24 protein-coding genes are annotated in these 25992 nt (G+C 62.9%); 18 read left to right on the forward strand and 6 right to left on the reverse strand.

The genetic code is table 11. The annotated features are described in order from the left end of the window. Positions 1-82: 82 nt before the first annotated feature. Positions 83-1603, forward strand: a complete 1521-nt coding sequence (locus tag F3089_RS13805; RefSeq protein WP_151441367.1) for a SpoVR family protein — start codon at positions 83-85, stop codon at positions 1601-1603. A 256-nt stretch (positions 1604-1859) separates the two neighbouring features. Here the strand turns inward: F3089_RS13805 and F3089_RS13810 are convergent, their stop codons facing one another. Further along, complete coding sequence (locus F3089_RS13810) at positions 1860-2456, reverse strand: hypothetical protein (RefSeq protein WP_151441368.1); 597 nt, start codon at positions 2454-2456, stop codon at positions 1860-1862. Between the two features lie 192 nt (positions 2457-2648). Between F3089_RS13810 and F3089_RS13815 the strand changes: the two genes are divergently transcribed. Next, positions 2649-3428: a hypothetical protein gene (locus tag F3089_RS13815; RefSeq protein ID WP_151441369.1), complete on the forward strand. Its 780-nt coding sequence runs from the start codon at positions 2649-2651 to the stop codon at positions 3426-3428. 51 nt (positions 3429-3479) lie between these two features. Here F3089_RS13815 and F3089_RS13820 read toward each other — a convergent pair whose 3' ends face one another. Next, on the reverse strand, positions 3480-4511 hold the full coding sequence (locus tag F3089_RS13820) for a hypothetical protein (protein ID WP_151441370.1): 1032 nt from the start codon (positions 4509-4511) through the stop codon (positions 3480-3482). 339 nt (positions 4512-4850) lie between these two features. On the opposite strand from F3089_RS13820, the gene F3089_RS13825 reads away from it, so the two are divergent. Together F3089_RS13825 and F3089_RS13830 are read left to right on the forward strand one after the other, a co-directional pair. Then, the gene (locus tag F3089_RS13825) at positions 4851-5417 is read left to right on the forward strand and encodes a porin family protein (protein ID WP_151441371.1); all 567 of its coding nucleotides are present in this window, start codon (positions 4851-4853) and stop codon (positions 5415-5417) included. A gap of 171 nt (positions 5418-5588) precedes the next feature. Then, complete coding sequence (locus F3089_RS13830; RefSeq protein ID WP_151441372.1) at positions 5589-6743, forward strand: MFS transporter; 1155 nt, start codon at positions 5589-5591, stop codon at positions 6741-6743. An 18-nt stretch (positions 6744-6761) separates the two neighbouring features. Here the strand turns inward: F3089_RS13830 and F3089_RS13835 are convergent, their stop codons facing one another. Continuing rightward, a complete protein-coding gene (locus F3089_RS13835) occupies positions 6762-7100 on the reverse strand; it encodes a tRNA-binding protein (RefSeq protein WP_151441373.1) in 339 nt (112 codons plus the stop codon). Positions 7101-7443: 343 nt separating this feature from the next. Between F3089_RS13835 and sufB the strand changes: the two genes are divergently transcribed. The 7 genes from sufB to F3089_RS13870 all read left to right on the forward strand — a co-directional run bounded on the left by sufB (position 7444) and on the right by F3089_RS13870 (position 14359). Next, on the forward strand, positions 7444-8958 hold the full coding sequence (sufB, locus tag F3089_RS13840; protein ID WP_151441374.1) for a Fe-S cluster assembly protein SufB: 1515 nt from the start codon (positions 7444-7446) through the stop codon (positions 8956-8958). A gap of 196 nt (positions 8959-9154) precedes the next feature. Then, entirely contained in the window at positions 9155-9916 is a 762-nt protein-coding gene (sufC, locus tag F3089_RS13845) for a Fe-S cluster assembly ATPase SufC (protein ID WP_151441375.1), read from the forward strand. A gap of 10 nt (positions 9917-9926) precedes the next feature. Then, on the forward strand, positions 9927-11234 hold the full coding sequence (sufD, locus tag F3089_RS13850) for a Fe-S cluster assembly protein SufD (protein ID WP_151441376.1): 1308 nt from the start codon (positions 9927-9929) through the stop codon (positions 11232-11234). After that, positions 11231-12448, forward strand: coding sequence for an aminotransferase class V-fold PLP-dependent enzyme (locus tag F3089_RS13855; protein ID WP_151441377.1), 1218 nt, complete (start codon positions 11231-11233; stop codon positions 12446-12448). The genes sufD and F3089_RS13855 overlap by 4 nt, the downstream gene beginning before the upstream one ends. A 245-nt stretch (positions 12449-12693) precedes the next feature. Further along, positions 12694-13050, forward strand: coding sequence for a HesB/IscA family protein (locus F3089_RS13860; protein WP_151441378.1), 357 nt, complete (start codon positions 12694-12696; stop codon positions 13048-13050). A gap of 17 nt (positions 13051-13067) precedes the next feature. After that, positions 13068-13607 (forward strand): putative Fe-S cluster assembly protein SufT, encoded by a 540-nt coding sequence (gene sufT, locus F3089_RS13865; RefSeq protein ID WP_151441379.1) that lies wholly within the window; start codon positions 13068-13070, stop codon positions 13605-13607. 299 nt (positions 13608-13906) lie between these two features. Then, a complete protein-coding gene (locus F3089_RS13870) occupies positions 13907-14359 on the forward strand; it encodes a SufE family protein (RefSeq protein WP_151441380.1) in 453 nt (150 codons plus the stop codon). A gap of 164 nt (positions 14360-14523) precedes the next feature. Here the strand turns inward: F3089_RS13870 and F3089_RS13875 are convergent, their stop codons facing one another. Together F3089_RS13875 and F3089_RS15925 are read right to left on the reverse strand one after the other, a co-directional pair. Next, on the reverse strand, positions 14524-15687 hold the full coding sequence (locus tag F3089_RS13875; RefSeq protein WP_151441381.1) for a flagella assembly protein FlgT middle domain-containing protein: 1164 nt from the start codon (positions 15685-15687) through the stop codon (positions 14524-14526). After that, complete coding sequence (locus tag F3089_RS15925) at positions 15684-16232, reverse strand: hypothetical protein (protein WP_192497392.1); 549 nt, start codon at positions 16230-16232, stop codon at positions 15684-15686. The genes F3089_RS13875 and F3089_RS15925 overlap by 4 nt, the downstream gene beginning before the upstream one ends. 221 nt (positions 16233-16453) lie before the next feature. Between F3089_RS15925 and traF the strand changes: the two genes are divergently transcribed. Together traF and F3089_RS13885 are read left to right on the forward strand one after the other, a co-directional pair. Next, the gene (gene traF, locus F3089_RS15930; protein WP_192497393.1) at positions 16454-17788 is read left to right on the forward strand and encodes a conjugal transfer protein TraF; all 1335 of its coding nucleotides are present in this window, start codon (positions 16454-16456) and stop codon (positions 17786-17788) included. A 245-nt stretch (positions 17789-18033) separates the two neighbouring features. Then, complete coding sequence (locus F3089_RS13885; RefSeq protein WP_151441382.1) at positions 18034-18291, forward strand: YkgJ family cysteine cluster protein; 258 nt, start codon at positions 18034-18036, stop codon at positions 18289-18291. Positions 18292-18543: 252 nt separating this feature from the next. Here the strand turns inward: F3089_RS13885 and F3089_RS13890 are convergent, their stop codons facing one another. After that, positions 18544-19011, reverse strand: a complete 468-nt coding sequence (locus F3089_RS13890) for an REP-associated tyrosine transposase (protein ID WP_151441383.1) — start codon at positions 19009-19011, stop codon at positions 18544-18546. 453 nt (positions 19012-19464) lie between these two features. Between F3089_RS13890 and F3089_RS13895 the strand changes: the two genes are divergently transcribed. The 5 genes from F3089_RS13895 (at position 19465) to F3089_RS13915 (ending at position 25986) form a co-directional block, all read left to right on the forward strand. Continuing rightward, positions 19465-20217, forward strand: a complete 753-nt coding sequence (locus tag F3089_RS13895) for an aspartate/glutamate racemase family protein (protein ID WP_151441384.1) — start codon at positions 19465-19467, stop codon at positions 20215-20217. Between the two features lie 42 nt (positions 20218-20259). Further along, the gene (locus F3089_RS13900) at positions 20260-20652 is read left to right on the forward strand and encodes a nuclear transport factor 2 family protein (protein ID WP_151441385.1); all 393 of its coding nucleotides are present in this window, start codon (positions 20260-20262) and stop codon (positions 20650-20652) included. Between the two features lie 233 nt (positions 20653-20885). Further along, positions 20886-22988 (forward strand): oxidoreductase, encoded by a 2103-nt coding sequence (locus tag F3089_RS13905; RefSeq protein ID WP_192497394.1) that lies wholly within the window; start codon positions 20886-20888, stop codon positions 22986-22988. After that, positions 22985-23917, forward strand: coding sequence for a DMT family transporter (locus tag F3089_RS13910; protein WP_151441387.1), 933 nt, complete (start codon positions 22985-22987; stop codon positions 23915-23917). The genes F3089_RS13905 and F3089_RS13910 overlap by 4 nt, the downstream gene beginning before the upstream one ends. Continuing rightward, entirely contained in the window at positions 23914-25986 is a 2073-nt protein-coding gene (locus F3089_RS13915; protein WP_151441388.1) for an oxidoreductase, read from the forward strand. The genes F3089_RS13910 and F3089_RS13915 overlap by 4 nt, the downstream gene beginning before the upstream one ends. Positions 25987-25992 lie beyond the last annotated feature (6 nt).

The following is a 25992-nucleotide window of genomic DNA, read 5'->3' on the forward strand; positions in this document are numbered from 1 at the left end:
GCCGCTCCTACAGACAACACAAACCCGTAAGAGCGGCCACGGCCGCAACCACGTGAACAGAAACACGGGCTATGAGGTGGCTATGACCAAACCAATATCCAGCGGCTCCGACTGGTCCTTCGAGCTGATCGAGGAATACGACCGCGAGATCGCCCGCATTGCCGCCGACTTCGGCCTGGATACCTACCCCAACCAGATTGAGGTGATCAGCGCCGAACAGATGATGGACGCCTACAGCTCCGTGGGCATGCCCGTGGGCTACCACCACTGGTCCTTCGGCAAGCAGTTCATGGCCACCCAGAAGGGCTACCGGCGCGGCCAGATGGGGCTGGCCTACGAGATCGTGATCAACTCCAACCCCTGCATCGCCTACCTCATGGAGGAAAACACCATGATGATGCAGGCGCTGGTGATCGCCCACGCCAGCTATGGCCACAACTCGTTCTTCAAGAACAACTACCTGTTCCGAAGCTGGACGGACGCCAGCTCCATCATCGACTACCTGATGTTCGCCCGGAACTACGTGGCCGAATGCGAGGAGCGCTACGGTGTGGAGGAAGTGGAGGCCATCCTCGACTCCTGCCACGCGCTGATGAACCAGGGTGTGGACCGCTACAAGCGCCCCGCCCCCATCTCCGCCGAAGAAGAGCGCCGCCGCCAGAAGGAACGCGAGGAATACCGCCAGGAGCAGGTCAACGACCTCTGGCGCACCATCCCCGATATGGGGGGCGACGACGACCCCGAGTCCCAGAAGCGACGCTTTCCGGCCGAACCCCAGGAGAACCTGCTCTACTTCATCGAGAAAAACGCACCACTGCTCGAAACCTGGCAGCGTGAGCTGGTGCGCATCGTGCGCAAGATCGCCCAGTACTTCTACCCGCAGCGCCAGACCCAGGTCATGAACGAGGGCTGGGCCAGCTTCTGGCACTACACCATCGTGCACCGGATGTACGACGAGGGCCTGGTGGACGACGGCTTCATGCTGGAATTTCTGCAGAACCACACCGCTGTGATCTACCAACCGCCGTTCGACAGCCCCTACTACTCCGGGCTCAACCCCTACACGCTCGGATTCAACATCTACATGGACCTAAAACGCATGTGCGAGAACCCGACCGAGGAGGATAAGGCGTGGTTCCCGGACATCGCCGGCAGTGACTGGCAGCAGACCCTGGATTTCGCCATGCGCAACTTCAAGGACGAGAGCTTCATCCTCCAGTACCTCTCGCCCAGGGTGATCCGGGATCTCAAACTGTTCGCCATTGCTGACGAAGAAGGCGACGATGCCTACGAGATCAAGGCCATTCATGACGACCGCGGTTACCGGCGCGTGCGCGAGAAGCTCGCGCGCCAGTACAACCTCAGCTACAAGGACCCGAACATCCAGGTCTGGAACGTGAACACCCGCGGCGACCGCTCCCTGCTGCTGCGCCACACCCGGGTGGACGGCATCCCCATGGCGGACGATGATACCCAGGAGGTGCTCAAACACGTGCACCGGCTCTGGGGCTTCGATGTGGTTCTGGAGAGTGTGGACAACGGCGAGGTCAAGGAACGCTATCGCATGCCGCCCGAGGGCGGCAGCCACAACAACGCCGCCTGATCAGGATCGCAGCTGTAGCTGCTCCTACAAACAACAACCAGTAGGAGCGGCCACGGCCGCGACCCACAATCGCAGCTGTAGCTGCCCCTACAGACAACAACCGTAGGAGCGGCCACGGCCGCGACCCAATCGCAGCTGTAGCTGCCCCTACAGACAACAACCGTAGGAGCGGCCACGGCCGCGACCCAATCGCAGCTGTAGCTGCTCCTGCAGACAACAACCGTAGGAGCGGCCATGGCCGCGACCCTTTACACCATCAGAAACGCAGCGACAGACCGCCGATCACCCCGAAATTGCCATCGTAATAGTCCGCTTCCGCCAGCACGCTCACATTGGGCTGCCAGCGGTAGCGGGCAGTACCGGTGAATCCGAGGTAGTCCAGATCGCCGGTGATGTAGCGCGCCGAGGCGCCGATCTCCAGGTCCCGGTGCAGCTGGCGCCGTATACCGCCGCGCAGGCCCGGTGCGGTGTCATCGCTGGATACACTGGCACATGAACGCACAAAGTTGCCGCCGGGGCGCATAACACTCCGACAACGCTCCACTTCAATATCCTGATACTCCAGCGTCAGGCCGCCCCAGACATCCGTCCGGTGATCCACCGAATAGCGATACCCTCCGCCTCCATGCAGGGCCGTGACATCAATATCCCCCGTCAGCGCCTTGAGCCCGCCAAACATGAACCACTGCGTGTTCAGCGCCTGGCTGCCCCGCACCTGGGCCCCCAGCAGTGGCTCGCTCTCGAAGTTCGGATACAGTGCCAGACCGGCTTCCGCGTAGGAAAAGGATGGGCCCTGGGCCCAGACAGGCATCGCCAGAACGGCCAGCAACGCCACAAAAAACCTGGATGACATAGTCTTCACTCTCCCTTACTGCCACGGAATACGCAGCGTTGAGGATAACGCTCTGTCATGGCGGGAACAGGCTACTACCCCACAAATGTGTTTCCTGTCACAGGTTTAATTGAACCAGTCGCAGCCCCGCGTTTACATTGCTTTTGCAATACAGACCTGACAATCATGCAGCTCAACACCAAGGAGAGCACCATGAACAAGATGTTCCGTGTTACCACTCTGGCGCTGACAACCGCCGCTGTTTCCACCGGTGCTCTGGCCCAGAACCAGAGCTACAACGAACCCACGCGTGGCTTCATGCTCGAGCGCGGCACCACGGCCCCCAACAAAAAGGCCAGTGTTGATCTGCGCACCGGGGGTGATCAGGACTTCAGTGCCGGCGTACGGCTGGGACTGCCCGGCTCCGAGCTGGTTCTCAACCACAGCCGCATCAACCCACGCACCAGTCAGAATGAAGCGCTGTTCAAGGTGGGACTGCGCCCCCTGCAGGCCGGCGATGACGTGGTGATTGACTGGGCGGCCTACGGTGCGGTTGCCCACTACGATTCAGACGATGCCCAACAACAGCAGGGTTATACCGAGGAAAGCACTACCAACCTGGGTGCCGGCGCCGCCTTCACGGCCGACATCGACCGGTTCATCCTCAACTTCAACCCGGAACTGGTGTTCGACGACGGTGCCCGGAATGACGCCAGTGATGCCTACCTGAACCTGGGCATGGGCGCCCACTACGCCCTGCCGGAGACTGATTTCGGGCGCTTTGAGCCCGGCCTTGAGGTCAACGTGACGACCCGGGAAGACCGCTTCGGCGACAGCGTGGACCCCTCGCTGATGCTGGGCACCCGTTGGTTGTACAACGAAAATGTGACCCTGGATGTGTCGATGATCCAGGCCACCCCGAACAACGGTCTGGCGGATGCCTCTACCGAGGTCAGCATCCCTGGCTATATCCGGCTGAACGTCGCCTTCTGAGGTGCACCAGGGCAGCACGACACACCGCGGGCGGCTTCGGCCGCCCGCTTTTCATCCATCCAGCGCCGCGCGTGCCGCCTCGCTGTTATAGAACCCTTCCAGCCGACGCCGGACAATCCCCTCCAGCAGGCCACTGGCCTTCAGTGCTTCCAGAGCCCGGGGCAGGACCGCGTCCAGTTCCGTCATGATGGTTGACTGGTCAATGTTGAACTCGTTCAGCAGATCACCCAGGGTGCGGTCGCCATAACGCTCGAACAGCTGGTTCACCACCGTTTCGTAGGCGTTGCGGTAGTAATCGCTCTTGCGGAAGGCCAGCCAGTAGTCGTAGCCCATCACCACAAACTCGCTCCACTCAACCTCACCAAGGCCCTGCTCCAGCTCGGAGAGGGGACGGTCGCTGAACGTATCCCAGGCATCCATCACGCTGGCCTTGATCTCCTCATCCGTAAGCTGCTCCGCCAGGAAGTCCGCGCTGTGGCGTGCGAGCTTCTCAACGTTGCGCGAGATGTAGCCCTTGATGCTTTTCTCCCAGACATCGTCCAGCCCGGAGACGGCCCTGTTGAGCACCTTCGAGCTGAACTTAAGCGCCGAGCTCACCCCCGGAACCCGCCGGCTCAGAAGGTTCTCCTCGTACACGTAGCGCACGATGGCCTCGTACATCAGGTTGGCCACCAGCTCCTTGTACACCGGCTGCTCCAGCATCCGGTCAATCAGCTTCTGGCGCTGTTCCCTGAGAAGCAGCACCTGGTCCACGAAGGCCTCCAGCCGCTGGCGGTCCATCAGATCACCCGGTGTGGCATCCCGGTGGAACTGCGAGCCAACCACATCCTGGGTAAAGGTGGCCGCCATCTCGGGGATAATCGGCGGCATCTCCCGCTCCACGGTATGGCGGTAAATGATGGCATTGACCGTGTCCGCACTGATCACCTCGTTCAGCCGGATGCTGTTGGCTGCCTCAAGGGCATGGCCCAGTTCCCTTTCCAGGTCCTCGCGCAGCGCGTCATGATCCATCCGTGCCATTTCGTGCTGCACGTGCGCCTCGAGAAGCCGATCAAGGATCGGGCCGGCATCGTTCTCTGTCATAATCAACCTCTCTTCAGATCCCTTCAGAGCACCTGCGGTCCAGTCGCGGCCATGGCCGCTCCTACGGGCCCCCTGTGTAGGAGCAGCTACAGCTGCGATTTGCCCGCGCCAATGGGCCCCCTACGGACCTCTGTGTAGGAGCAGCTACAGCTGCGATTCAGTACTGGCTACTCCAACGCGACACGGAAACAGCAAACCACAGAACACCTTGCATTGCATTTGCCTTTGCGACCGGGGCTGTCGGCGAGCCCCCCACGTTGACAGGGTGCATCGCAGCGGCTATATCTCTGCTCAGATGAATCAAACCCTTACCGCGCATTCCAGCAAAAGAGGCAACCAATGAATCGACTTCTTCCCGCCGTCGCACTGCTCGCCACCGCCGTTCCCTTCCAGGCGAACGCCAGCGGGGACTATGAGTATCCCTACTCCGGCATTGGCGGCGGCATGGCATCACTGGCCGATGCCTGCGACAACCAGGGCTCCGACTGTGACGATGGGACCACGGCTTTCCGCGTCTACAGCGGTGCGCGGCTGCTTTCGAACTTCGGCGTGGAAGTGGGCTATACCCGGAGTCAGGACTTTGAGCTGAACGATACAACAGACACGGAACTCAGCCTGCACGGACTGGATGTAACCGGCCTCGTTCACCTGCCGCTGGGTAACCGGATGGATGTCTTCGCCAAAGCCGGCGGCTTCTTCTGGGACTCAGAACTGGACATAGCGACAGCAACGGTGGATAACACCGGCATCAGTCTGCGAACCGGTGTCGGTGCCCAGGTGGGTATAACCGAGCACCTCTATATCCGCGCGGACTACGACTACGTCCCCAACGTTGACTACAGCGACGGGGCACTGGATGAGGACGACCTGAGCCTGATTACCGGCTCGATCCAGTATCACTTCTGACACCGCATCTCGGTTTATCCCCATGGCCCGGACTGCGCTCCGGGCCTAGCCTGCTCCACAACGGCATACAGCAACACCCCTCTGTAGGAGCGGCCATGGCCGCGATCGAAAGGCGGTCACAGGCAATCGCGGCCATGGCCGCTCCTACGGGGGTACTGTCAGGGGGATTCCATGAACGACCGTACCAGGGACATCGGCCTGCTGGTCCTGCTCTGGCTGGCAGGGCTCTACATGCGCCTGCCCATACTGGTGGCTCCCGCCCTGGCACCGGCCATCGGCGAAGAACTGGCCCTGAGCCAGACCCACATCGGGGCACTGACCACCCTGCCGGTTCTGATGCTCGCCCTGGGGGCACTCGCGGGGTCGCTTCTGATCATGCGCATGGGCCCGCGCAACGCACTGGCAGCTGCCCTGGCCGTGGTCGGCGTCATGTCCGCAACCCGGGGGCTCGCCCAGGGACCCGTCCTGTTGTTGGGCGCCAGTGCCGTCATGGGTCTGGCGATAGCCGTCATGCAGCCGTCGCTGCCGGCGCTTCTCCCACGCTGGCTCACTCCCACACGGCTCGCTCTGGGCTCGGCCTGTTACATGAACGGCATGCTGATGGGCGAGTTCATCGGCGCCGGCCTGACTCTGCCGGTCATCATGCCGCTGACTGGAAACAGCTGGCGACTGACACTGCTTGTGTGGTCGCTGCCGGCCCTGCTGATCGCGCTTCTTCTGATGCTGCCGAAAACCGCCTCCAGCGATAGCAGCGACAGCAGCCAGTGGCTGCCGCGCCTGCGCGACCCGCTGATGTGGAAGCTCGGCCTGCTCCTGGCCGGCACCGCGTCGCTTTTCTTCGGCACCAACGCCTACATGGCCAGCGTCCTTGAGGACCGCGGCGAACTGGCCCGGCTGGACACCACCCTGTTCAGCTTCAACTTCGCACAGGTCGTCGCCTCGGCCCTGATGCTGTGGATGGCCCGGCACTGGGTCGGCCGGCGCGGCCCAATCCTGTGCAGCGCCGGTCTCAGCGTGGCCGCCATGCTCGGCTTCATCCTGGTCGACGGCTGGCCCGGTGTTGCCTTCGCCGTGGCCATGAGCTTCTTTGCCGGCATCCTGCTCATCCTGATCGTCTCACTGCCACCCCAACTGGTCCCAAGCGCCGAGGCCGGCCGGCTGTCGGCAGGAACCTTCACCATCGGCTACACCGTGGCGTTCCTCGTACCCCTGGGCGGCGGCCTTCTGGCGGACACCACCGGGGCCGCACTCGCCGCCGTGGGATTCATCACCCTGTGCACAGCACTCACTGTTCCTCTGGCATTGCGCCTGAGACTGCCCAACTGATCCGCCAGCCAGCCGAGCTCAGGCCAGCCGCGCCCCATTCGGCACCGGCTTGTCCGGTACTGCCAGCACGACCGCGCCGTCCTCACGATGCAGGCCGGTGACCAGGCACTCCGAGCGGATGGGGCCGATCTGCTTGGCGGGGAAGTTCACCACCGCCAGAACCTGGCGCCCCTCGAGTTCCTCACGGGCGTAAAGATCCGTGATCTGGGCGCTGGATTTGAGAACCCCGAGCCCGGCCCCGAAATCCACGCGCAGTTTGTAGGCCGGGCGCCGGGCCTGCGGAAAGTCCTCGACCTCAACAATGGTGCCGGCCCGGATCTGAACCCGCTCGAAATCACCCCACTCAATGGTCTCCATTACAGCTCTCTCCAGAGTCAATCCAGGAGCCACGGATTATACCCGGAGCCGATCCCTATCAGCACGATTAACCCCGCCCATGCCGCTTCCGGTATAATGGTTACCACTCAGGCGGAATACCTGACATATTTACTCAGGTATTGTACAATCAATCTCCAGAACAAGGCTGGACGTAGAAGCCAGTGATAGCGTAACTCGCGGGAATCCGCTTCAGGAGACGCTTTTCAAAGGGGTTGGATGAATTCCGGCAAGACACTGCACTGCACAGTCTTCCCCGAATTTATCCGTTCATGAAAGGCCGGTGCCACGCGCGCACAGGCCCAGAACCAGTGGAGTTGCAGCCATGGCCGAATCCAATAAGCCCGAAGACTTCGTCAAGCACGAATACGAAGCCGGCTTTGTCACCGACATCGAATCGGACACCTTCGAACCCGGCCTGAACGAGGACGTCATCAAGCGCCTGTCCCAGATCAAGGGCGAGCCTGAATGGATGCTCGAATGGCGCCTGGAAGCCTATCGCCAGTTCCAGGAAATGACCGAGCCGAACTGGCAGAAGGTCAACTTCGAGCCCGTGGACCTGCAGTCCATCTCCTACTATTCCGCGCCCAAGAAGGACAGCGACAAGCCCCAGAGCCTGGACGAGGTCGACCCGGAGCTGCTGCGCACCTATGAAAAGCTCGGCATCCCGCTGCACGAACAGAAAGCGCTGGCGGGCGTGGCCGGCGCCGGCACACCGGCGGAGTCCGAGGCTGAAAGCACCGGCCGTGGCGGCGCCTACAGCAACGTCGCCGTGGACGCGGTTTTCGACTCCGTCTCCGTGGTCACCACCTTCAAGGAAAAGCTGGCCGAAGCCGGCGTCATCTTCTGCTCCATCTCGGAAGCCCTGCAGGAGCATCCGGAGCTGGTGAAGCAGTATCTGGGCTCCGTCGTGCCCCGTGGCGATAACTACTTCGCCTCACTCAACTCGGCAGTGTTCAGTGACGGCTCCTTCGTGTACGTGCCCAAGGGCGTCAAATGCCCCATGGAGCTGTCCACCTACTTCCGCATCAACGCCGAGAACACCGGCCAGTTTGAGCGCACTCTGATCATCGCCGACGAAGGCGCCTCCGTCAGCTACCTCGAAGGCTGCACCGCGCCCCAGCGCGATGAGAACCAGCTCCACGCCGCCGTGGTCGAACTGGTAGCGCTGGACGACGCCGAGATCAAGTACTCCACGGTACAGAACTGGTACCCCGGTGACGAAAACGGCAACGGCGGCATCTTCAACTTCGTCACCAAGCGCGGCATGGCGCGCGGCAAAAACTCCAAGATCTCCTGGACCCAGGTCGAAACCGGTTCCGCCGTCACCTGGAAGTACCCCAGCTGCGTACTCAAGGGCGACAACAGCGTCGGCGAGTTCTACTCCGTAGCGCTGACCAACAACTACCAGCAGGCCGACACCGGCACCAAGATGATCCACCTGGGCAAGAACACCCGCAGCACCATCATTGCCAAGGGCATCTCCGCCGGCCACAGCGACCAGAGCTACCGCGGCCTGGTGAAGTTCCAGCCCACCGCCGAAGGCGCGCGCAACTTCACCCAGTGCGACTCCCTGCTGATCGGGGACAAGTGCGGCGCGCACACCTTCCCCTACATCGAGAACAAGAACAGCTCCGCCACGGTGGAACACGAAGCCACCACCTCCAAGGTGAGCGACGAGCAGATGCTGTTCTGCCGCCAGCGCGGCATCGACCCGGAACAGGCCGTGTCCATGATCGTCAACGGCTTCTGCAAGGAAGTCTTCAAGGAACTGCCCATGGAGTTCGCGGTCGAAGCCGGCAAACTGCTGGAAGTGAGCCTGGAAGGCTCCGTCGGGTAACGCGGTCCCGGCCGAGCGAATCCAAGGCGGCTGAATCGAGGTGGGTGGGGTACTGCTCACCGGGAAGCTCTGGAGCCATGGATGGCGGAAGAGCAGCGTACATGGACGTATTCACAGCGATTCCCGGGGAGCAGTGCCCCAGCCACCGCAGGCAACAGATTAACCAGTCTAGAGAAAACAGGTAGAGAGCACCCACATGCTGACCATCAAAAATCTCCACGCCAGCGTCGAGGGCACCCCGATCCTCAAGGGCATCAACCTCGAGATCAAACCCGGCGAAGTCCACGCCGTCATGGGCCCCAACGGCTCCGGCAAGTCCACCCTCGCCCAGGTCCTCGTCGGCCACGAAGCCTTCGAAGTCACCGAAGGCGAAATCCTGTTCGACGGCCAGAACCTGCTCGAACTCGAAGTCGAAGAGCGCGCTCTCGCCGGCCTCTTCCTGGCGTTCCAGTATCCGGTCGAAATCCCCGGCGTCAGCAACCTCCAGTTCCTGCGCACCGCCCTCAACACCCTGCGCAAGCACCACGGCCAGGACGAACTCGACGCCCCCAGCTTCATGAAGCTGGCCAAGGAAAAAGCCAAGCAGGTTGACCTCAGCCCCGACTTCCTCAAGCGTGGCGTCAACGAAGGCTTCTCCGGTGGCGAGAAAAAGCGCAACGAGATCATGCAGATGCTCATGATGGAGCCGCGCCTGGGCATCCTCGATGAGACCGACTCCGGCCTCGACATCGACGCGCTCAAAACCATCGCCAACGGCGTGAACACCCTGCGGGCCGACAACCGCTCCTTCCTCGTCGTCACCCACTACCAGCGCCTGCTCAACCACATCGTGCCGGACGTCGTGCACGTGCTCGCCAACGGTCAGATCATCAAGACCGGCGACAAGCAGCTGGCGATGGAACTCGAAGAACACGGCTACGGCTGGCTCGGCATCAACGAAGCGGAAGCCGCCGGCTGAAGGAGGTTCCATGACACTTGCGCACAAGACGCCCCTGACACCGCTGGACGATGCCTTCACACCGGAAGGTGGCAAGCAGCTGCCCGCGCCGCTGAAGAGCCTGCGTGACATCCGCAGCAAGGCCATCACTGGCATGGCACTGCCCAACCGCCGGACCGAGAACTGGAAATACTCCAGCCGCTACCTCAAGCTGGATCCGGAACTGGCGCCGCAGACCCAGGCCACGGGTGACGCTGATTACCGCAGCGTTGAAGGCGTTTACCGTCTGGTCATCCGCAACGGGGTGGTCGATCTCGACAGCAGCAACCTGCCCAGCGCCAGCGGCGTGGACATTCGCCGTTTTGTGGATCTGGACGATGTCGCCGCCCAGAGCGTGGCCAAGAAACTCGACACCACGCTCGACCACGGCACCACCCAGCTGGCGGCGCTCAACACCGCGCGGCTCGAAGACGGCGTACTGATCCGGCTTTCAGCGGACACCAGCGTCGACAAACCGGTCTACATCCAGTACGTCACCGATGCCGGCGCCAGTGGCTCCAACTACCCCCGCGTCATGGTCGAAGCCGGCCACGGCAGCAAGATGACACTGGTGGAAGAATACATCAGCAACGGCGACCAGCCGGTGCTGGTGGACAGTGTCTCCGAACTGCTGCTCGACGACAGCGCCAACATCACCTACATCCGGCTGTGCATGGACCCGGCCAACGTGCGCCACATCGGCGCTACCGGCGTGAAGGTCGGCGCCAATGCCAAACTCGACAGCCACTGCATCGGCTTCGGCGGCGACCTGCGCCGGCACGACCTCCAGGTCAGGCTCGAAGGCCAGGGTGGTTACGCACGGCTGAACGGCATTGCCCTGACCCAGGACCGCCAGCACTACGATAACCACACGGCCATCGACCACGTGGTACCGAACTGCGACAGCGACGAAAACTACCGTTGCCTCGCGGCGGACCGCTCACACGCGATCTTCAACGGCCGCATTCATATCCACCCGGACGCCCAGCAGTCCCACGCGGATATGAACAACAAGAACCTGCTTCTGTCGACCAACGCCGAGATTGATACCAAGCCCGAGCTTGAGATCTACGCGGACGACGTCACCTGCGCCCATGGCGCCACCGTCGGCCAGCTGGACGAAGGCTCGCTGTTCTACCTGACCTCGCGCGGCATTGACCGCGACACGGCGGCAACCATGCTCAGCATGGCCTTCGTGCACGAGCTTGTGGGCCAGGTACCGCTGGAGGACATCCGCGAGGCGGTCAACACCCGCCTGACGGACTTCATCGAAGCCAGCTTCCGGAGGGCGGCTGAATGAATCTGGAGCAGGTGCGCGCGGATTTCCCGATCCTCGAGCAGGAGGTCAACGGCAAGCCACTGGTCTATCTGGACAACGCCGCCTCGGCCCAGAAGCCGCAGGCGGTCATGGACGCCATGACCCAGTACTTCCGCGAGACGCACTCCAACGTGCACCGCGGCGCGCACAGCCTGGGTGATCGTGCCACGGCCCTGTTCGAGGGTGCCCGCGAGACGGTCCGCAGCCAGATCAACGCCTCCAGCGCCAACGAGATCATCTGGACGCGCGGCACCACCGAGGGCATCAACCTCGTGGCCAACGGGTTCTACCGCTCTCTTAAACAGGGCGACGAAATCCTGGTCTCGCGCATGGAGCACCACGCCAACATCGTGCCCTGGCAGATGCTGGCCGAGGCGACCGGCGCGAGCCTGAAGGTGATCGAGGTTACCCCCGAGGGCGAGCTGGACCAGCAGAGCTTCCGCGACCAGCTGAGTGAGCGCACGAAGGTCTTCGCCATCACGGCAGTGTCCAACGTGCTTGGCACCATCAATCCCACCCGGGAAATGGTAGCCGCAGCGAAAGAAGCCGGCGCCTACACCCTGGTCGACGGCGCCCAGGCCATACCGCATCTGGGCGCGGACGTTCAGGCTCTGGACTGCGACTTCTACGTCTTCTCCGGCCACAAGCTGTTCGGCCCCACCGGCATCGGCGTGCTTTACGGCCGCGAGGACCTGCTCAACGAGTGGCCTGTCTACCAGACCGGCGGTGAGATGATTCACCGGGTAAGCTTCGAGGGCACCAGCTTCCAGAACTCGCCCTACCGGTTCGAGGCTGGCACACCGGCCATCGCCGAGGCCATCGGCCTGGCCACCGCCATGCGCTACCTGAACGACCTGGGCCACAACGACCTGCAGCAGGCCGAGGCCGCACTGGGCCGGCGCGTGGACGAATGGGTTGCTGATTTTCCCGGCCTGACCCGCTACGGCCAGGCGCAGAACAAGGTTCCGGTCCTCTCGTTCTGGCTCGAAGGCCTGCATCCCAGCGACCTGGGCACCCTGCTCGACCAGCAGGGCATCGCGATCCGCACCGGTCATCACTGCTGCATGCCGCTGATGGAGCACTTCGGCATCGCGGGTACTGCCAGGGCCTCGTTCGCGTTTTATAATACGGTGGAAGAGGTGGACACTTTCTTCCAGGGCCTGCAGAGGATCCAGCGCCTGTTCACCGGCAAATAAACAGTAGGAGCAGCCATGGCTGCGACCGGTGGTAATCGCGGCCATGGCCGCTCCTACGACTCCAGATTTATTGTAGGAGCAGCGACAGCTGCGATCAGTGCTGATCGCCGCGGCGCCCGCTCCCAAGGTTCGGGTTTCAGTAAGAGCAGCTACAGCTGCGAAACCCTGCAAACAGAGTTACCGTAGGCGCTTGCTAACAAGCGATTCCCACGGAAAAAAATGCCCATCGGAATAAGGAGGGCAACATGACAGTGGAAACCGTAACGCCCCAGACCGGCGTCACCATGACCGATGCAGCCATCGAACACTGTCGTGAACAGCTGAAAAAGCGGCCGGAAATGGCCGGCATCCGCCTGGGTACGAAAAAATCCGGCTGCTCCGGGTTCAAGTACACCACGGATTTCGTGCGCGACCCCGGCGACGATGACACCGCGTTTCAGATGTCAGAGGACGTAACGGTCTACGTCAGCGCCAAGGACCTGACGATGGTCGGCGGCACTGAGATCGACTTCGTCACTCAGGGCATCAACAGCATGTTCGAATTCCGCAACCCCAACGCCACCGCCGAGTGCGGCTGTGGCGAAAGCTTTGCGGTGAACTGAGGCAACCGGAACAGACTATGCAGGATCGGGAAGTTGTCGTAACCCAACGGGATGTGGAAGCCCGGCTGGTGCCCTCCGGCACCGCCATCACCATCCCCGAGGGCACCTTTGTCACGCTCACACAGGCGCTGGGCGGCAGCTTCTCGGTGGCCGTCAACGGCAACCTGGCGCGCCTTGACGGCAAGGACGCCGACGCCATCGGCAAACAGGTAGCCGAAAGCGAGTTCGAGACCCCCAGCGACGGCAGCATCAACGAGGACCAGGTCTGGGAAGCCCTTATGACCTGCTACGACCCGGAAATTCCCGTGAACGTCGTCGACCTGGGCCTGATCTACGACTGCAAGGTCTGGAACGACAGCGAAGGCAACCACGCCTACATCCTGATGACCCTGACTGCGCCGGGCTGCGGCATGGGCCCTGTGATTGCCGATGACGTAAAGCGTAAGGTAGAGTCCGTTCCGAACGTGAACGATGTCGAGGTGGAACTCACCTTTAATCCGCCCTGGAGCAGTGAGATGCTCACTGAAGAGGCCAAACTCGAACTCGGCCTGCTCTGATCCCCCACTGTAGGAGCGGCCACGGCCGCGAGACCCCGAACAGATCGCGGCTATAGCCGCTCCTACAGAAAACACAGAACACGTAGAGGCGGCCATGGCCGCGAAACCGAAACAGATTGCGGCTATAGCCCCTTCCACAGAAAACGCAGAACACGTAGGAGCGGCCATGGCCGCGAAACCGAAACAAATCGCGGCTATAGCCGCTCCTACAAAAAACACAGAACATGTGGGAGCGGCCATGGCCGCGAACCCCAAAACAGATTGCAGCTATAGCTGCTCCTACTGATGAACAGGTTCCCATGACGACGGATACCAACTTCACCAACACCGAACTCGGCACCGACATCACAACCGAGGATGTACGGGACGGCTTTGAGCTGCTGGACGACTGGGAAGAGCGCTACGGCTACATCATGGACCTGGGCAAGAAGCTTCCCGCCTTCCCGGACGACGAGAGGCGCGAGAAGAACTACGTCCACGGCTGCCAGAGCCAGGTCTGGCTGATCCACTGGAAAGACCCGGAAAGTGGCCGGCTCTACCTGCTGATCGACAGCGACGCCATGATCGTGCGCGGTCTCGCCGCCATCATCATGATCGCCCTGAACGGCCGCACACCGGATGACCTTCTGGCGGTGGACATCGAGGGCCTGTTCGAGGAACTGGACCTGATGCGCCATATCTCGCCCACCCGGGGCAACGGCCTGCGCGCCATGGTCGAACAGATCCGCGCCACCGCCCAGCAGTACACCTGACCCGCCCCACCTATTCCCTGTAGGAGCCGCTACAGCTGCGATGGATCCGGGTCGCGACCATGACCGCTCCCACGCGCTGGATTTGCAGGAGCAGCTATAGCTGCAATCTGTTTCGGGTTTCGCGGCCATAGCCGCTCCTACGGTTAGTGACGGCGCCGTTCTGGTTACCAGATCACCACACGATCCCCACGCTGAACATTGATCCGCCCACCTTCCACTGGCAGCTGACCACTGCTGAAGCGCGGTTGGACCTGCTGGATTTCCAGGGTCCGGCCAATGGGTCTCAGGGCCGGGTATTCCTGGGGCTGATCCAGATAGCGCTCAGCGCGCAGAATTTCCATGGTCTGGCCAGGGCGCAGCCCGGAATCCGCACCGGCGCTGATCCGTACGCGGCGACTGTCCACCCGCTCCACGGAGGCGATGAACGGCTGGCAGCCCAGATTCACCGCCACCTCGTCCGCCAGCTCAGAAACCCGCTCACCAATCCGTTTCCCGAATTCGGTCTCCGCGAATGCCGGCGTACCGAAGCCGACATCGGCTTCCCGAGCGTGATCCCACTCGCCACGCACCTCCAGCCGGTCGCTCATCACCATCACACCACTGAGCCCGTCATAGACAAAGAGATCCACCGCCAGCCGGCGCTGCTGATTCGCGACGCCCAGTCCGCGACCCAGCCAGGATGCGGCTGAGGTTCCCCAGGCGTCCGGGTTCTCAACGCCGATGTCGTGAACCACTCCGGAGATCACAAACTGCACCCCCATGGCACGGGTCAGCTCCGAGGCACGGGTCAGATGCCGGTCGACCGCCTGGACGGTCGGGGCGTTGACCGCCCGATCATAGAGCCGGCGGTCAAAGGCCTGATGCATAAGGATGGTTTCACGGGAACTCAGATCATCGTTGAGCATCCGCGGCAGGGCCCGGACAACGTTGCCCAGCCGCCCCAGCATCGCCCCATCGGAGTCCAGCAATGGGAAACGGGTGATGGCCACACTCTTGCGGAACCGGCTGGTATCACGCCCCGGGCAGGAGGACCCTTCCTGCAGCGAGGGCGCCCGCTGCAAACGCCGGAGGTTGGCGGCCGAGCGCTCACGGTTGTCCGTATCCCGGGGTACCAGCGCGACCGGGCGGGTCTCTTTCACTGCCTCACCCTGCCCGGCACTGCCCGGCCCGCCCAGTCTCGAGACCGCAGGCTGGGGGCGCAGCTGCTGTGGGAAGTGGACCTGCACGGGCTGCTTATCCGCGCCAGCGCTCTGTTGTTGGGCACCACTGGTATCCAGCGGCAAGGCCACGAGCGCCATGAGCAGCGCTCCCATCAATGTGATTCTCATGCCCCCTCCAGGAAATACAGTGGCTCAGGCGCGGGAGTCAGATCCCCGCAGGCCGATACCGGCTCCATTACCGGCGGACGGGCGCACCCCTTCGCCCCTGCGGTCTCGCTCAGGCACTGTGCCAGCCGGCCACTCAACCGGACCCCATGGAACGACTCAAAACGCCCCGACTCAGGCCGGACCCGACCGAGCAGACGGGCCTCGGCCATCACCTGCGAGACCATCTGTTCCCGTTTCCCCTGGGTCAGCGCCGGCAAGGCATTGCCTCCCCCGGCCAGCCTTGCCTCGGCCCATGCCGTTTCCAGTTCCGCCCTCACCCGGTGTTCCAGTCGGCTTCTCGCCTGCTGCTCGGTCTCACACAGACGCTGGCGCCAGTAGTCCTCAACCTCACCGAACTCAGCCGTGGGCTCATCCAGTTCCCCCCGGGCCAGCAGCAACCAGGCCTCCTCCGGGGCACCGAAAGGCGTATCCATCCAGGGCAGACTGGAACAGCCTGCCGCCAGCAGTGCCACCACCATGGCAAGGGTCAGTTGCACAATCTTCACGCTTTGCCGGAGCTCCCCTCAGGTTTGCCGTCAGTAGATGCGTGCAAATACCGGACCAGAAAGAACACCTTCCATACTCCGACAGTACAGCATCTGATCACTCTGCAAGTGCCTGTAAAAAGTCGTTTCCGCACGTAGCAAAACATGGCCTTTCCCCGTGCTTTGACTACGCTGCCAGTGTTCACCGGATTAAATCCACGTCACTGAGAGGGAATCACCCCATGACCACAAGCTCCTCCCGTGCCCGGACCCGCCTCGCCATGGCGGTTGCGTTCACTACGGCAGCTGCAAGCACCCAGGCCGCGCCACCCCAGTTCAACGACGTCCGAGCCTTTGGCATGGGCGGCACCGGCGTCGCCGCAGCACGCCCGAGCGGTGCCGCGCTGTTCAACCCATCGCTGCTGGCGGCCGATCACAGCGGCTGGAACGATGGGTTCTCAGTCACCCTGCCTTCCGTGAATGCTCGGTATGCGGAGAACGAGGAGGTGGTGGATGAAGTCGACCGGATCCAGGATACGATTGAAGATCTGGAAGCCACCCTTAACAGTCTTAACACGAACACTGCGACCCAATCGGATATCGATGCAGTCCAGAACCAGGCCGGCGAACTGGCCAGCCAACTGCGCGGTATCGATAACGAATTCGTCCGGGGAGATGTGGGCCTTGGCACCTTGTTCGCTTTGCCCTCACCCACGCTGGGAGTAAGCCTACACGCCAACGCCCAGCTTCGCGCCACCGTGGAGAGCCGAATTGACCCACAAGACCTTGAGGCATTGGACGAAGTAGCAAATCTCAACAACCCTCAAGATGCTAATGACATTGAGAACGCTCTCGGCTCACTTTATGAGTCCGGCGAAATCAACCCGAAATCCGATGGCCGCGTCCTCGCCTCAGCCGTCGGCGAAATCGGTCTCACCCTTGCCCGTTCCTTCGAGATCCAGGGGCAGAGCGTGAACTTCGGCGTCACCCCCAAACTCGTCCAGATGCGCACCTTCGACTACGCTCAGGGCGTGGATGATTTTGACGAAGACGACTTCGACGCCTCCGAATACGAGACCGAGGACTCCCACATCAACGTGGACATCGGCGCCAGCGCCGATCTTGGAAGCAGTGACCAATGGCGGGTCGGTGCCTCCGTCCGCAACCTGATCCCGCAAACCCTGAAAACGGTTGAGGACAACGGCAGCCCTGTTCCGGGCCGCTACGATCGCGAGGAAATGAAACTCGACCCCCTGGTCACCGTCGGCGTCGCCCATACCAGCGGCTGGCACACCCTGACCGCGGACCTGGACCTGACCAAGAACGAAGGCATCGGCCCGGCCGCCGACCAGCAGTGGCTCGCCGTGGGTGGTGAATTCAACGTCTACGACTGGATCAACGTGCGCGCCGGCGCCCGCCAGAACCTCGCCAGCGATACTGGGGAGGACGGCATTGAGGAGGAAACCCAGTACACCGCCGGCTTTGCCCTGTCCCCCTGGGCCCTGCGCATCGAGGCCGGCGCGCTGTTCAGCAGCGAGGAAGTAGGCGGCGCCGTGGAGCTGGGCATGTCCTTCTGACCACCCCCTCGTAGGAGCGGCCATGGCCGCGATTCACTGATCGCAGCTATAGCTGCTCCTACAACCAAAAAACCCTTCCTACCCCGTAGGAGCGGCCACGGCCGCCATTCCCTGATCGCAGCTATAGCTGCTCCTACAACCAAAAGCCCATCCTCCCCCGTAGGAGCGGCCATGGCCGCGACCTGCTTCTATCGCAGCCCTGGCTGCTCCTACAGGCACTGGGCGGTGGCTGGTATCATGCCCTGATGCATACCAACACCTTCGAATGCCGCGCCGGCTGCGGTGCCTGCTGCATCGCGCCCTCCATCTCGTCGCCCATCCCTGGCATGCCCAACGGCAAGCCCGCCGGCACGCCCTGTGTGCAACTCGATGAGAATTACCACTGCAAACTTTTCGGTGACCCCAGCCGCCCCGCCGTGTGTGAAGCTTTCCAGGCCGAACACAGCGTGTGCGGAAACAGCCGGGAAGAGGCCCTGATGATCCTGAAAGAAATGGAAGGCTGATCCCCGTAGGAGAGCGGCCACGGCCGCGATTCACTGATCGCAGCTATAGCTGCTCCTACAACCAAACACCCATCCTCCTCCGTAGGAGCGGCCACGGCCGCGACCTTTTCCTGTCGCAGCCATGGCTGCTCCTACAAATCCAGGCTCACCCGTGAGAGCGGCCGCGGCCGCGACCTTTCCTGTCGCAGCCATGGCTGCTCCTACTAATCCAGGCTCACCCGTGGGAGCGGCCATGGCCGCGATCATCCCCCATCACAACCAACAAGCATCCCAAAGCGGATAATCCTCAATCCGCTCGACCAGCCCCGCCCGCAGGGGGTTGGCCACAACGTAACGCGCCACTGCCCGCAAATCCTCGTACCGGCGCAACGCCCTGTCATGGAACCCAGGCTGCCATATACGGGCTTCGGCCAGTTCCGGACGAAGATTTCTGAGGCGCAGCGTAGCTCTGGCCTTTACCTTGCCCACTGCCCGTTCAAGTGACGCGCCGTCGCGCAGCTGCATCAGCCAATGGATATGGTCGGGCATGACCACAAAACACCAGGTCTCCGCGAGGTCTTCCGCCTCACGAAGCCCTCCAACAACGGCTCGGCCGGATTCGAGTTCCCTGAATACGGTGTGCCGGTTCCAGCAGTTTGCAGTAACGAGATAGATGCGGCCCGGCTCGCTGACCCGGCCTCGACGCAGGCGATGGCCTGCAGGTTGGGTGGCCCGTTCCATGGGCGGTCTCCTTCCCTGGTTGTAGACGCGTTCCGGCCGGAATGATCCCACGCAGCCTACCGCAACGGAACCCCCACCATCCCTGTAGGAGCGGCTATAGCCGCGACTCCTGTCCTATCGCAGTGATGGCATGGCCTGTTTCTGTCGCAGCCATGGCTGCTCCTACAAATCCAGGCTCACCCGTGGGAGCGGCCGCGACCTTTTCCTGTCGCAGCCATGGCTGCTCCTACAGGGGGAGGGGTAGCGGGGTTCTGTGGGAGCGGCCATGGCCGCGATAGGGGGCGTTTCATTCGTGGACGGAGGCTTTTCAGAATTGAAGAATCCGTGCCCATCCCTTATCGCTCGCGCCCCTTTAAGACCCTGTTTTAAAAAGACCCTTTCCATCCGATCACAACATGGCACAGAGCATGCTGCTGTCTCTTCACAACAACGCCACAACAAGGACACTGCACCATGAGCCACCGAATCAAAGTGATCATTCCCATCCCGGTGGATGCCGCCGGCGTGGCCGCGCGCCAGGCCCAGCTGCCGGAGGGTCTGCTGCCTCCGGACTACGAGGTCGTGTTTGAGGCGGTCAAGGCCGGCGCAGCCCTGGGCGACAGCTTCCACGATGCCCTGCTGATGGACGTGAGCGTGGTCGAGGCCGCGCTGACCGCCGAGAAGGAAGGCTACAGCGCCGTCTGCATCGACACCATGAGCGACTCCGGCATCAACGCCCTGCGCTCGTGCCTCAACATCCCGGTTGTGGCCCCCGGCGCGTCCAGCTTCTACATGGCTGCCAACCTGGGCAAGAAGTTCGGCATTGTCACCATGTGGGACGAATGGTTCCCGCTCTACGACAAGACCCTGACCGAATACCGCATGTGGGACCGTCTGGCGTGCATGCGCTCGATCAAGACACGCCCGGACCTGTCGGAACTGCTCGCCGGCAAGGAAGAAGTGGTGTTCAATAAGCTTCTGGAGGAATCCCAGAAGGCGATCACCGAAGACGGCGCCGACACCATCATTCTGGGCTCGACCACCATGCACCAGTCCCACGCCTTCCTGGCCGAACGACTCCCGGTGCCGGTGGTCAACCCGGGCCAGGTCACGTTCAAGACCTGCCAGATGATGCTGGAACTGGGGCTGACCCACAGCAAGAAGGCCTATCCCGCACCGGAGAAGCCCAATTTCGAGGTCTACCACCAGATCGTGAAAGGCGGCTGAGACTGTCCGAGGCCACCAACAACACCAGAGAGGATAACCCCAATGACCAAGCTCACACGCGACCAGCTCATCGAAAAGGCGACCATGGATTACTTCGCCAACGTCGACAGGAAGAACATGGATGGCGTGCTCGCCAACTTCCACGACAACGCCACGCTCACCGTGCCCACGGACCCGATCGTCCACGAAGGCCGGGATGACGGGATTCGCCAGATGTTCCAGACCCTGTTCGACTCCTACACCGAGATCTGGCACGGCGACTTCGAGTGCACGGCGGATGAAGCCACCCAGAGCATCGCCGCCCGCTTCAACGTCTACCTGAAAACCGAAGACGGCGGCGAGATCAAACTCACCAACTGCAATTTCTGGTACGTCGAGGACGGCAAATTCTCCCGGGTCTTTGTGTTCATGAGCGGCCCCAACGTTCTCAAGTAAGCCAGCATCAACTCGCGCACCACCCTGCCTCCGATACAGCGATGCGAGCGCTGTCCTTGCGCCGACCTCCGGGTCGGCGCCTTTTTTTCAGCTGTGAAAGACGCACCCTTTCACAATGGATCACCCCCACCTCCCAAACCCCGAACCACAACCATAACCACATGTTTTTAAAAGCCTATCCGGGTTGGCCTGCGGTTTGCTACACCTCCTTGAACCACACAAAGGGGTCCACCATGAGCACCAATAACAATTCCCACGCCTACCCGAACCTGTTCACGCCGCTGACCATCGGCAACGTCACCATCCGTAACCGGCTGATGCAGACCGCCCATGCCAAGGGCTTCCATGCCGGCGATGGACTGACCAACAACCGCGACATCTATTACCAGGCCGAGCGCGCCAAGGGCGGCATTGGCCTGATCGTCACCGGCGCGCGCCATGTCCACCCCAACTCCACCGGCCCGCACCGGACCATGGCCCGCGGCAACCTCAGGGCCATTGTCGAGCGCGACGCCCAGATGACCCAGGCGGTGCACGAGTTCGGCGGCCGGATCGTGGCCCAGCTCATCCACTTCGGCCCCCAGGGGCGCAGCGGCTCCCAGGACGACTACCGCGTGGTCTGGGGCCCCTCCACCATGAAATCCCCCGCCTACAACGAGTGGGCCCGGGAGATGACCAAGGCCGAGATGGACGAAGTCTCCGAGGCCTTTGCCCACACGGCGGTACAGTCCAAGGAATCCGGCTTTGACGGCGTGGAGCTGCACTATTCGCACGGTTACCTCCACCAGCAGTTCCTGTCCTACGTCTACAACAAGCGCACCGACGAGTACGGCGGCAGCCGTGAGAACATCGTGCGCTTCCCGATCGAGACCATCGATCGGGTGCGCGAGGCCGTGGGGCCGGACTTCATGGTCGGCATCCGCGTTTCCATGGACGAGTGCACCGCTGGCGGCATGCAGGCCGATGAGGCCATCGAGATGACCAAGCTGCTGGTCGCCACCGGCAAGGTGGACTACGTCAGCGCCACCGCCGGCACCTACGCCGCCCACGCCGACCAGATCCCGCCCGGGGACTACGCCGAGAACTGGCTGGTCAAGGACGGCGCCCGCATGCGCAAGGCCATCCAGTCGGTCAACCCGAACGTGCCCATGTTCATCGTCGGCCACATCGTGGATGCGGACAGCGCCGAGGAACTGGTCGCCAGCGGCGCCACGGACATGGTCGCCATGACCCGCACCCAGATCGCCGACCCGGCCTTCGCCAACAAGCTCCAGCAAGGCCGTGAGGACGAGATCAACCACTGCATCCGCTGCAACCAGGGCTGTATTGCGCGGCTGATGATGGGCAATGCCATCTCCTGTGTGGTGAACCCCGCCGCCGGGCGTGAGCAGGCCTTTGGGGCGCACACGCTGCAGCCCGCCCGGAAACCGGCGAACTGGCTTGTTGTCGGGGGCGGCCCTGCCGGCATGAAAGCCGCGTTGACGCTGCAGCAGCGCGGTCACGAGGTGACCCTCATCGAACGTGCCGGCAAGCTGGGCGGGCAGGTGAACTACGCCGCCCAGCTGCCACGGCGCGACAAGTTCGGCTTCATCCCGCGCGACCTGGAACGCCAGCTGCGCAAGGCCGGCGTCGATATCCGGCTCAACACCAGCTGGAGCGCCGACGAGATTGAAGCGTTCGGGGCGGACGGCGTCATCATCGCCACCGGCTCGGTACCGCTGAAAACCGGCTTCACCTCCACCCGCCCCGCCGTGGACGAAGTCCCGGGCACCAACCAGGCCAACGTGCTCAGCGTGATGGACATCCTGGACAACCCCGGCTCCGTGGGTAAAAACGTCGTGCTGTTCGACGAGGATGGCGGCCGTTACGCCCTGGGCGCGGCGGAATTCCTGCTGGACCGGGGCCACAACGTGCACCTGATCAGCCGCTTCAACGCCCTGGCCCCCAACCTGGCCGTAACACTGGACCTGCCGGTGAACTACCAGCACGTCTTCCGCAAGGGGCTGGAGTACACCATCAATGCCTGGGTCCGCTGGATCGACGGCGGCAGGACGCAGCTGTTCAACCTGTTCACCGACCAGGACACCCAGGTTCTGGAGACTGACACCTTCGTCATGGCCTGTGGCCACCGTTCGGACAACGCCCTTTACGGCGCGCTCCAGGGGCGCATCGAGAACCTGCACTGCGTCGGTGATGCCCAGCTCCCCCGTCCCCTCCAGGACGTGATCTACGAGGGCATGCTCGCCGGCCGGGAACTGCTGGACAGTCCGGACCGGTTCATCGAGCACGGCGCGCTGGAGGGCTTTGACGAGAGCTGGCGCAAGGAGCTTCTGTGAGCCCCGCTCACCGTGCCCTGATCCTGCTCATGGCGGCGCTGCCCCCGGCAATCTGGGGCAGCACCTACCTGGTGACCACCGAGCTGCTGCCCCCGGACAAGCCGCTGATGGCGGCCGTGCTGCGGATACTGCCGGTGGGGCTGGTCATCACATTGATGACCCGCTACCGCCCGGACCGCAGCCAGTGGGGTAAGCTGGCGGTGGTCAGCCTGTTGTGCATGTCGCTGCTGCACTGGCCGCTGTTTGTTGCCGCCTACCGCTTACCGGGCGGGCTGGCCGCACTGCTGGTGGCCTCACAGCCGTTGCTGATCATGGTCATGGGCTGGCTTCTCTTCGGAACCCGCACACCACGGCACGTCGCCGTGGGTGTGTTCATTGGCCTGGGGGGCGTTGCGATGATCCTGATCGCGCCCAGCCGCCTCGCCTGGGACACGGTCGGCATCGCCGCCGCTCTGGTAGCGGCGTTCTCCATGGCCCTGGGCATCCTGCTGGTCAAACGCTGGCAGCTGGCCATCCCCACGCTCGCGTTCACGGGCTGGCAGCTGCTGCTCGGCGGGCTTTTCCTGCTGCCCTTTGCCCTGGCCTTCGAGCTGCCCTTCCAGCAGCTGGAGACCGGCCACCTGGGCGGTTACTTCTACCTGGCGGTGATCGGCACGCTGCTGCCCTACTTCCTGTGGTATCGCGCACTGCGCCACCTCGAGCCGGTGCTGATCACCGCCTTCCTGTTCTTCAGTCCCATCTCCGCCATGCTGCTGGGTTACCTGGTGCTCGACCAGGCCCTGACCGTGGCGCAGATCGCCGGTGCCATCGCCGTATTCGCGGGCATCCTGATCAGTCATTACCAACCCGGCGCCCAGCGCCGTTCCGGGCCTTCCGAAAGGCCCATATCCCAGAGCAATAACAATCCCATCAAGGAGCCATCGGAATGACCCACGCCCAATACCCCAACCTGTTCAAGCCACTGACGATCCGCAACGTCACACTGCGCAACCGGATCATGCAGTCCGCCCATGCCATGGCGTTCAACACGCGCGACGGCATCACCACCGACCGCGACATCCACTACCACGTGGCCCGCGCCAAGGGTGGCATCGGGCTGATGATCACCGGCAACCGGCTGATCCACCCCACCTCCAACACCTTCACCCGCGGTTACCCCTACGGCTACCGCCACGAGATGGTGGAGCGGGACCGCGAACTGACCGACGCCGTTCACCGCCACGGCTCGCACATCTTCGCCCAGCTCAACCACTTCGGTGTCATGGGCGAGACCCACGCCATGGATGACTACCGTGTGCTGTGGTCCTCCTCGAACATCAAGTCGCCGGTGTTCGGCGAGATGGCCAAGGCCATGGAGCGCAGCGACATGGACGAGGTGGTGGAAGGCTGGTGCCGCTCCGCCGAGTACACCAGGGAAGCCGGTTTCGACGGCATCGAGGTGCACCTGGCCCACAGCTACCTGCTGCACCAGTTCCTGTCGCCGGCCTTCAACAAGCGCACCGACGAATACGGCGGTGAACTGGCCAACCGCATGCGCTTCCCGCTGGAGGTTATCCGGGCGGTGCGCGAGCGCGTGGGCAATGACATCATCGTGGGCATCCGCCTGCCGGTGGATGAGATGGTCCCGGGCGGGCTCCAGGCCGATGACTGGATCGAGATCGCACGGATCATCGAGGCCGAGGGCCTGATCGACTACGTCATGACCACCGCCGGGATCTATCAGTCCGCCTCCTACATCATGCCGCCCTACGATGTACCGGACTCCTGGCTGGTGCCACCCATCACCCGCCTGAAGAAGGCCCTGTCACTGCCGGTGTTCGCCGTTTCCGGCATCAGCAATGCCACCGAAGCGGAGCGGATCCTGGAAGATGGCGGTGCCGACATGGTGGCCATGACGCGCGCCCAGATCGCCGACCCGGCGTTCGCGAACAAGACCGAGGCCGGCCGCGAGGACGAGATCTACCACTGCATCCGCTGCAACCAGGGCTGTGTGGCGCGCCTGTTCCATGGCACCTCCATGACCTGCCAGGTCAACCCGGCCACCGGGCGCGAAGCGGTGTTCGGCCCGGAGACCATCCAGATGGCCGGCCGTGCCCAGCACTGGGTAGTGATCGGCGGTGGGCCCGCCGGCATGAAGGCCGCCGAAGGCCTAGCGAGCCGCAACCACAAGGTCACCCTGCTCGAGCGCGAAAACCAGCTGGGTGGCCAGGTGAACCAGATCGTCCAGCTCCCCCGGCGGGACTCCTTCCAGTGGATCGTGAAGGACCTCAAGGCCCAGATCGCGACACTGGGGGTCGACATCAGGACCGGCCACACCGCCACCCTGGATTCCGTGAAGGGCCTGAACCCGGACGGCATCATCGTGGCCACCGGCTCCACTCCGGATCGCAGCGGCTACAGCGACATCAACCCCCTTGTCGCCCAGGTCCCGGGCGCGGACAGCAACCACGTGATCACCGTGGACGAGGTTCTGGGCAAGCCCGACAGCATCGGCAAGCGGGTGCTGATCGTGGATGAACACGGCACACGCTACTCCGCCGGCATCGCCGAGCTTCTGACCGAACGCGGCCACCAGGTGCATGTGGTCACGCGCTGGAACGCACTGTTCCACAAGCTGGCCACCACCCTGGACCAGCCGGTGGTGTACGCCAACCTGTTCAAGGCGGGCATGACGCACACCCTCAACAGCTGGGTCGGCGCCATTCACGACAACAGCGTGGACATCTTCAACCTCTACACGGGCGAGACCGAAACGCTGGAAGGCATTGATTCAGTGGTGATGGCAGTACGGCACCTGCCGCTGGAAGACCTGTACTTCGAGCTGAAAGCCCAGCTGCCCAACGTCCACCGGGTGGGCGACTGCGTCACGCCCCGGATGACGGACCATGCCATTTTCGAGGGCTTTCTCGCGGGTCGGGAAATCTTCGACAACTGGAAGCGTTACATCGAGCCGGGCTCGCTGGAGCAGTTCAACCCGGAGCAGATGCAGGCCCTTTAACGGGCC

The sequence above is a fragment of the Halospina sp. K52047b genome (assembly GCF_008709855.1).
Classification (GTDB): Bacteria; Pseudomonadota; Gammaproteobacteria; order Pseudomonadales; family Oleiphilaceae; genus Halospina; species Halospina utahensis_B.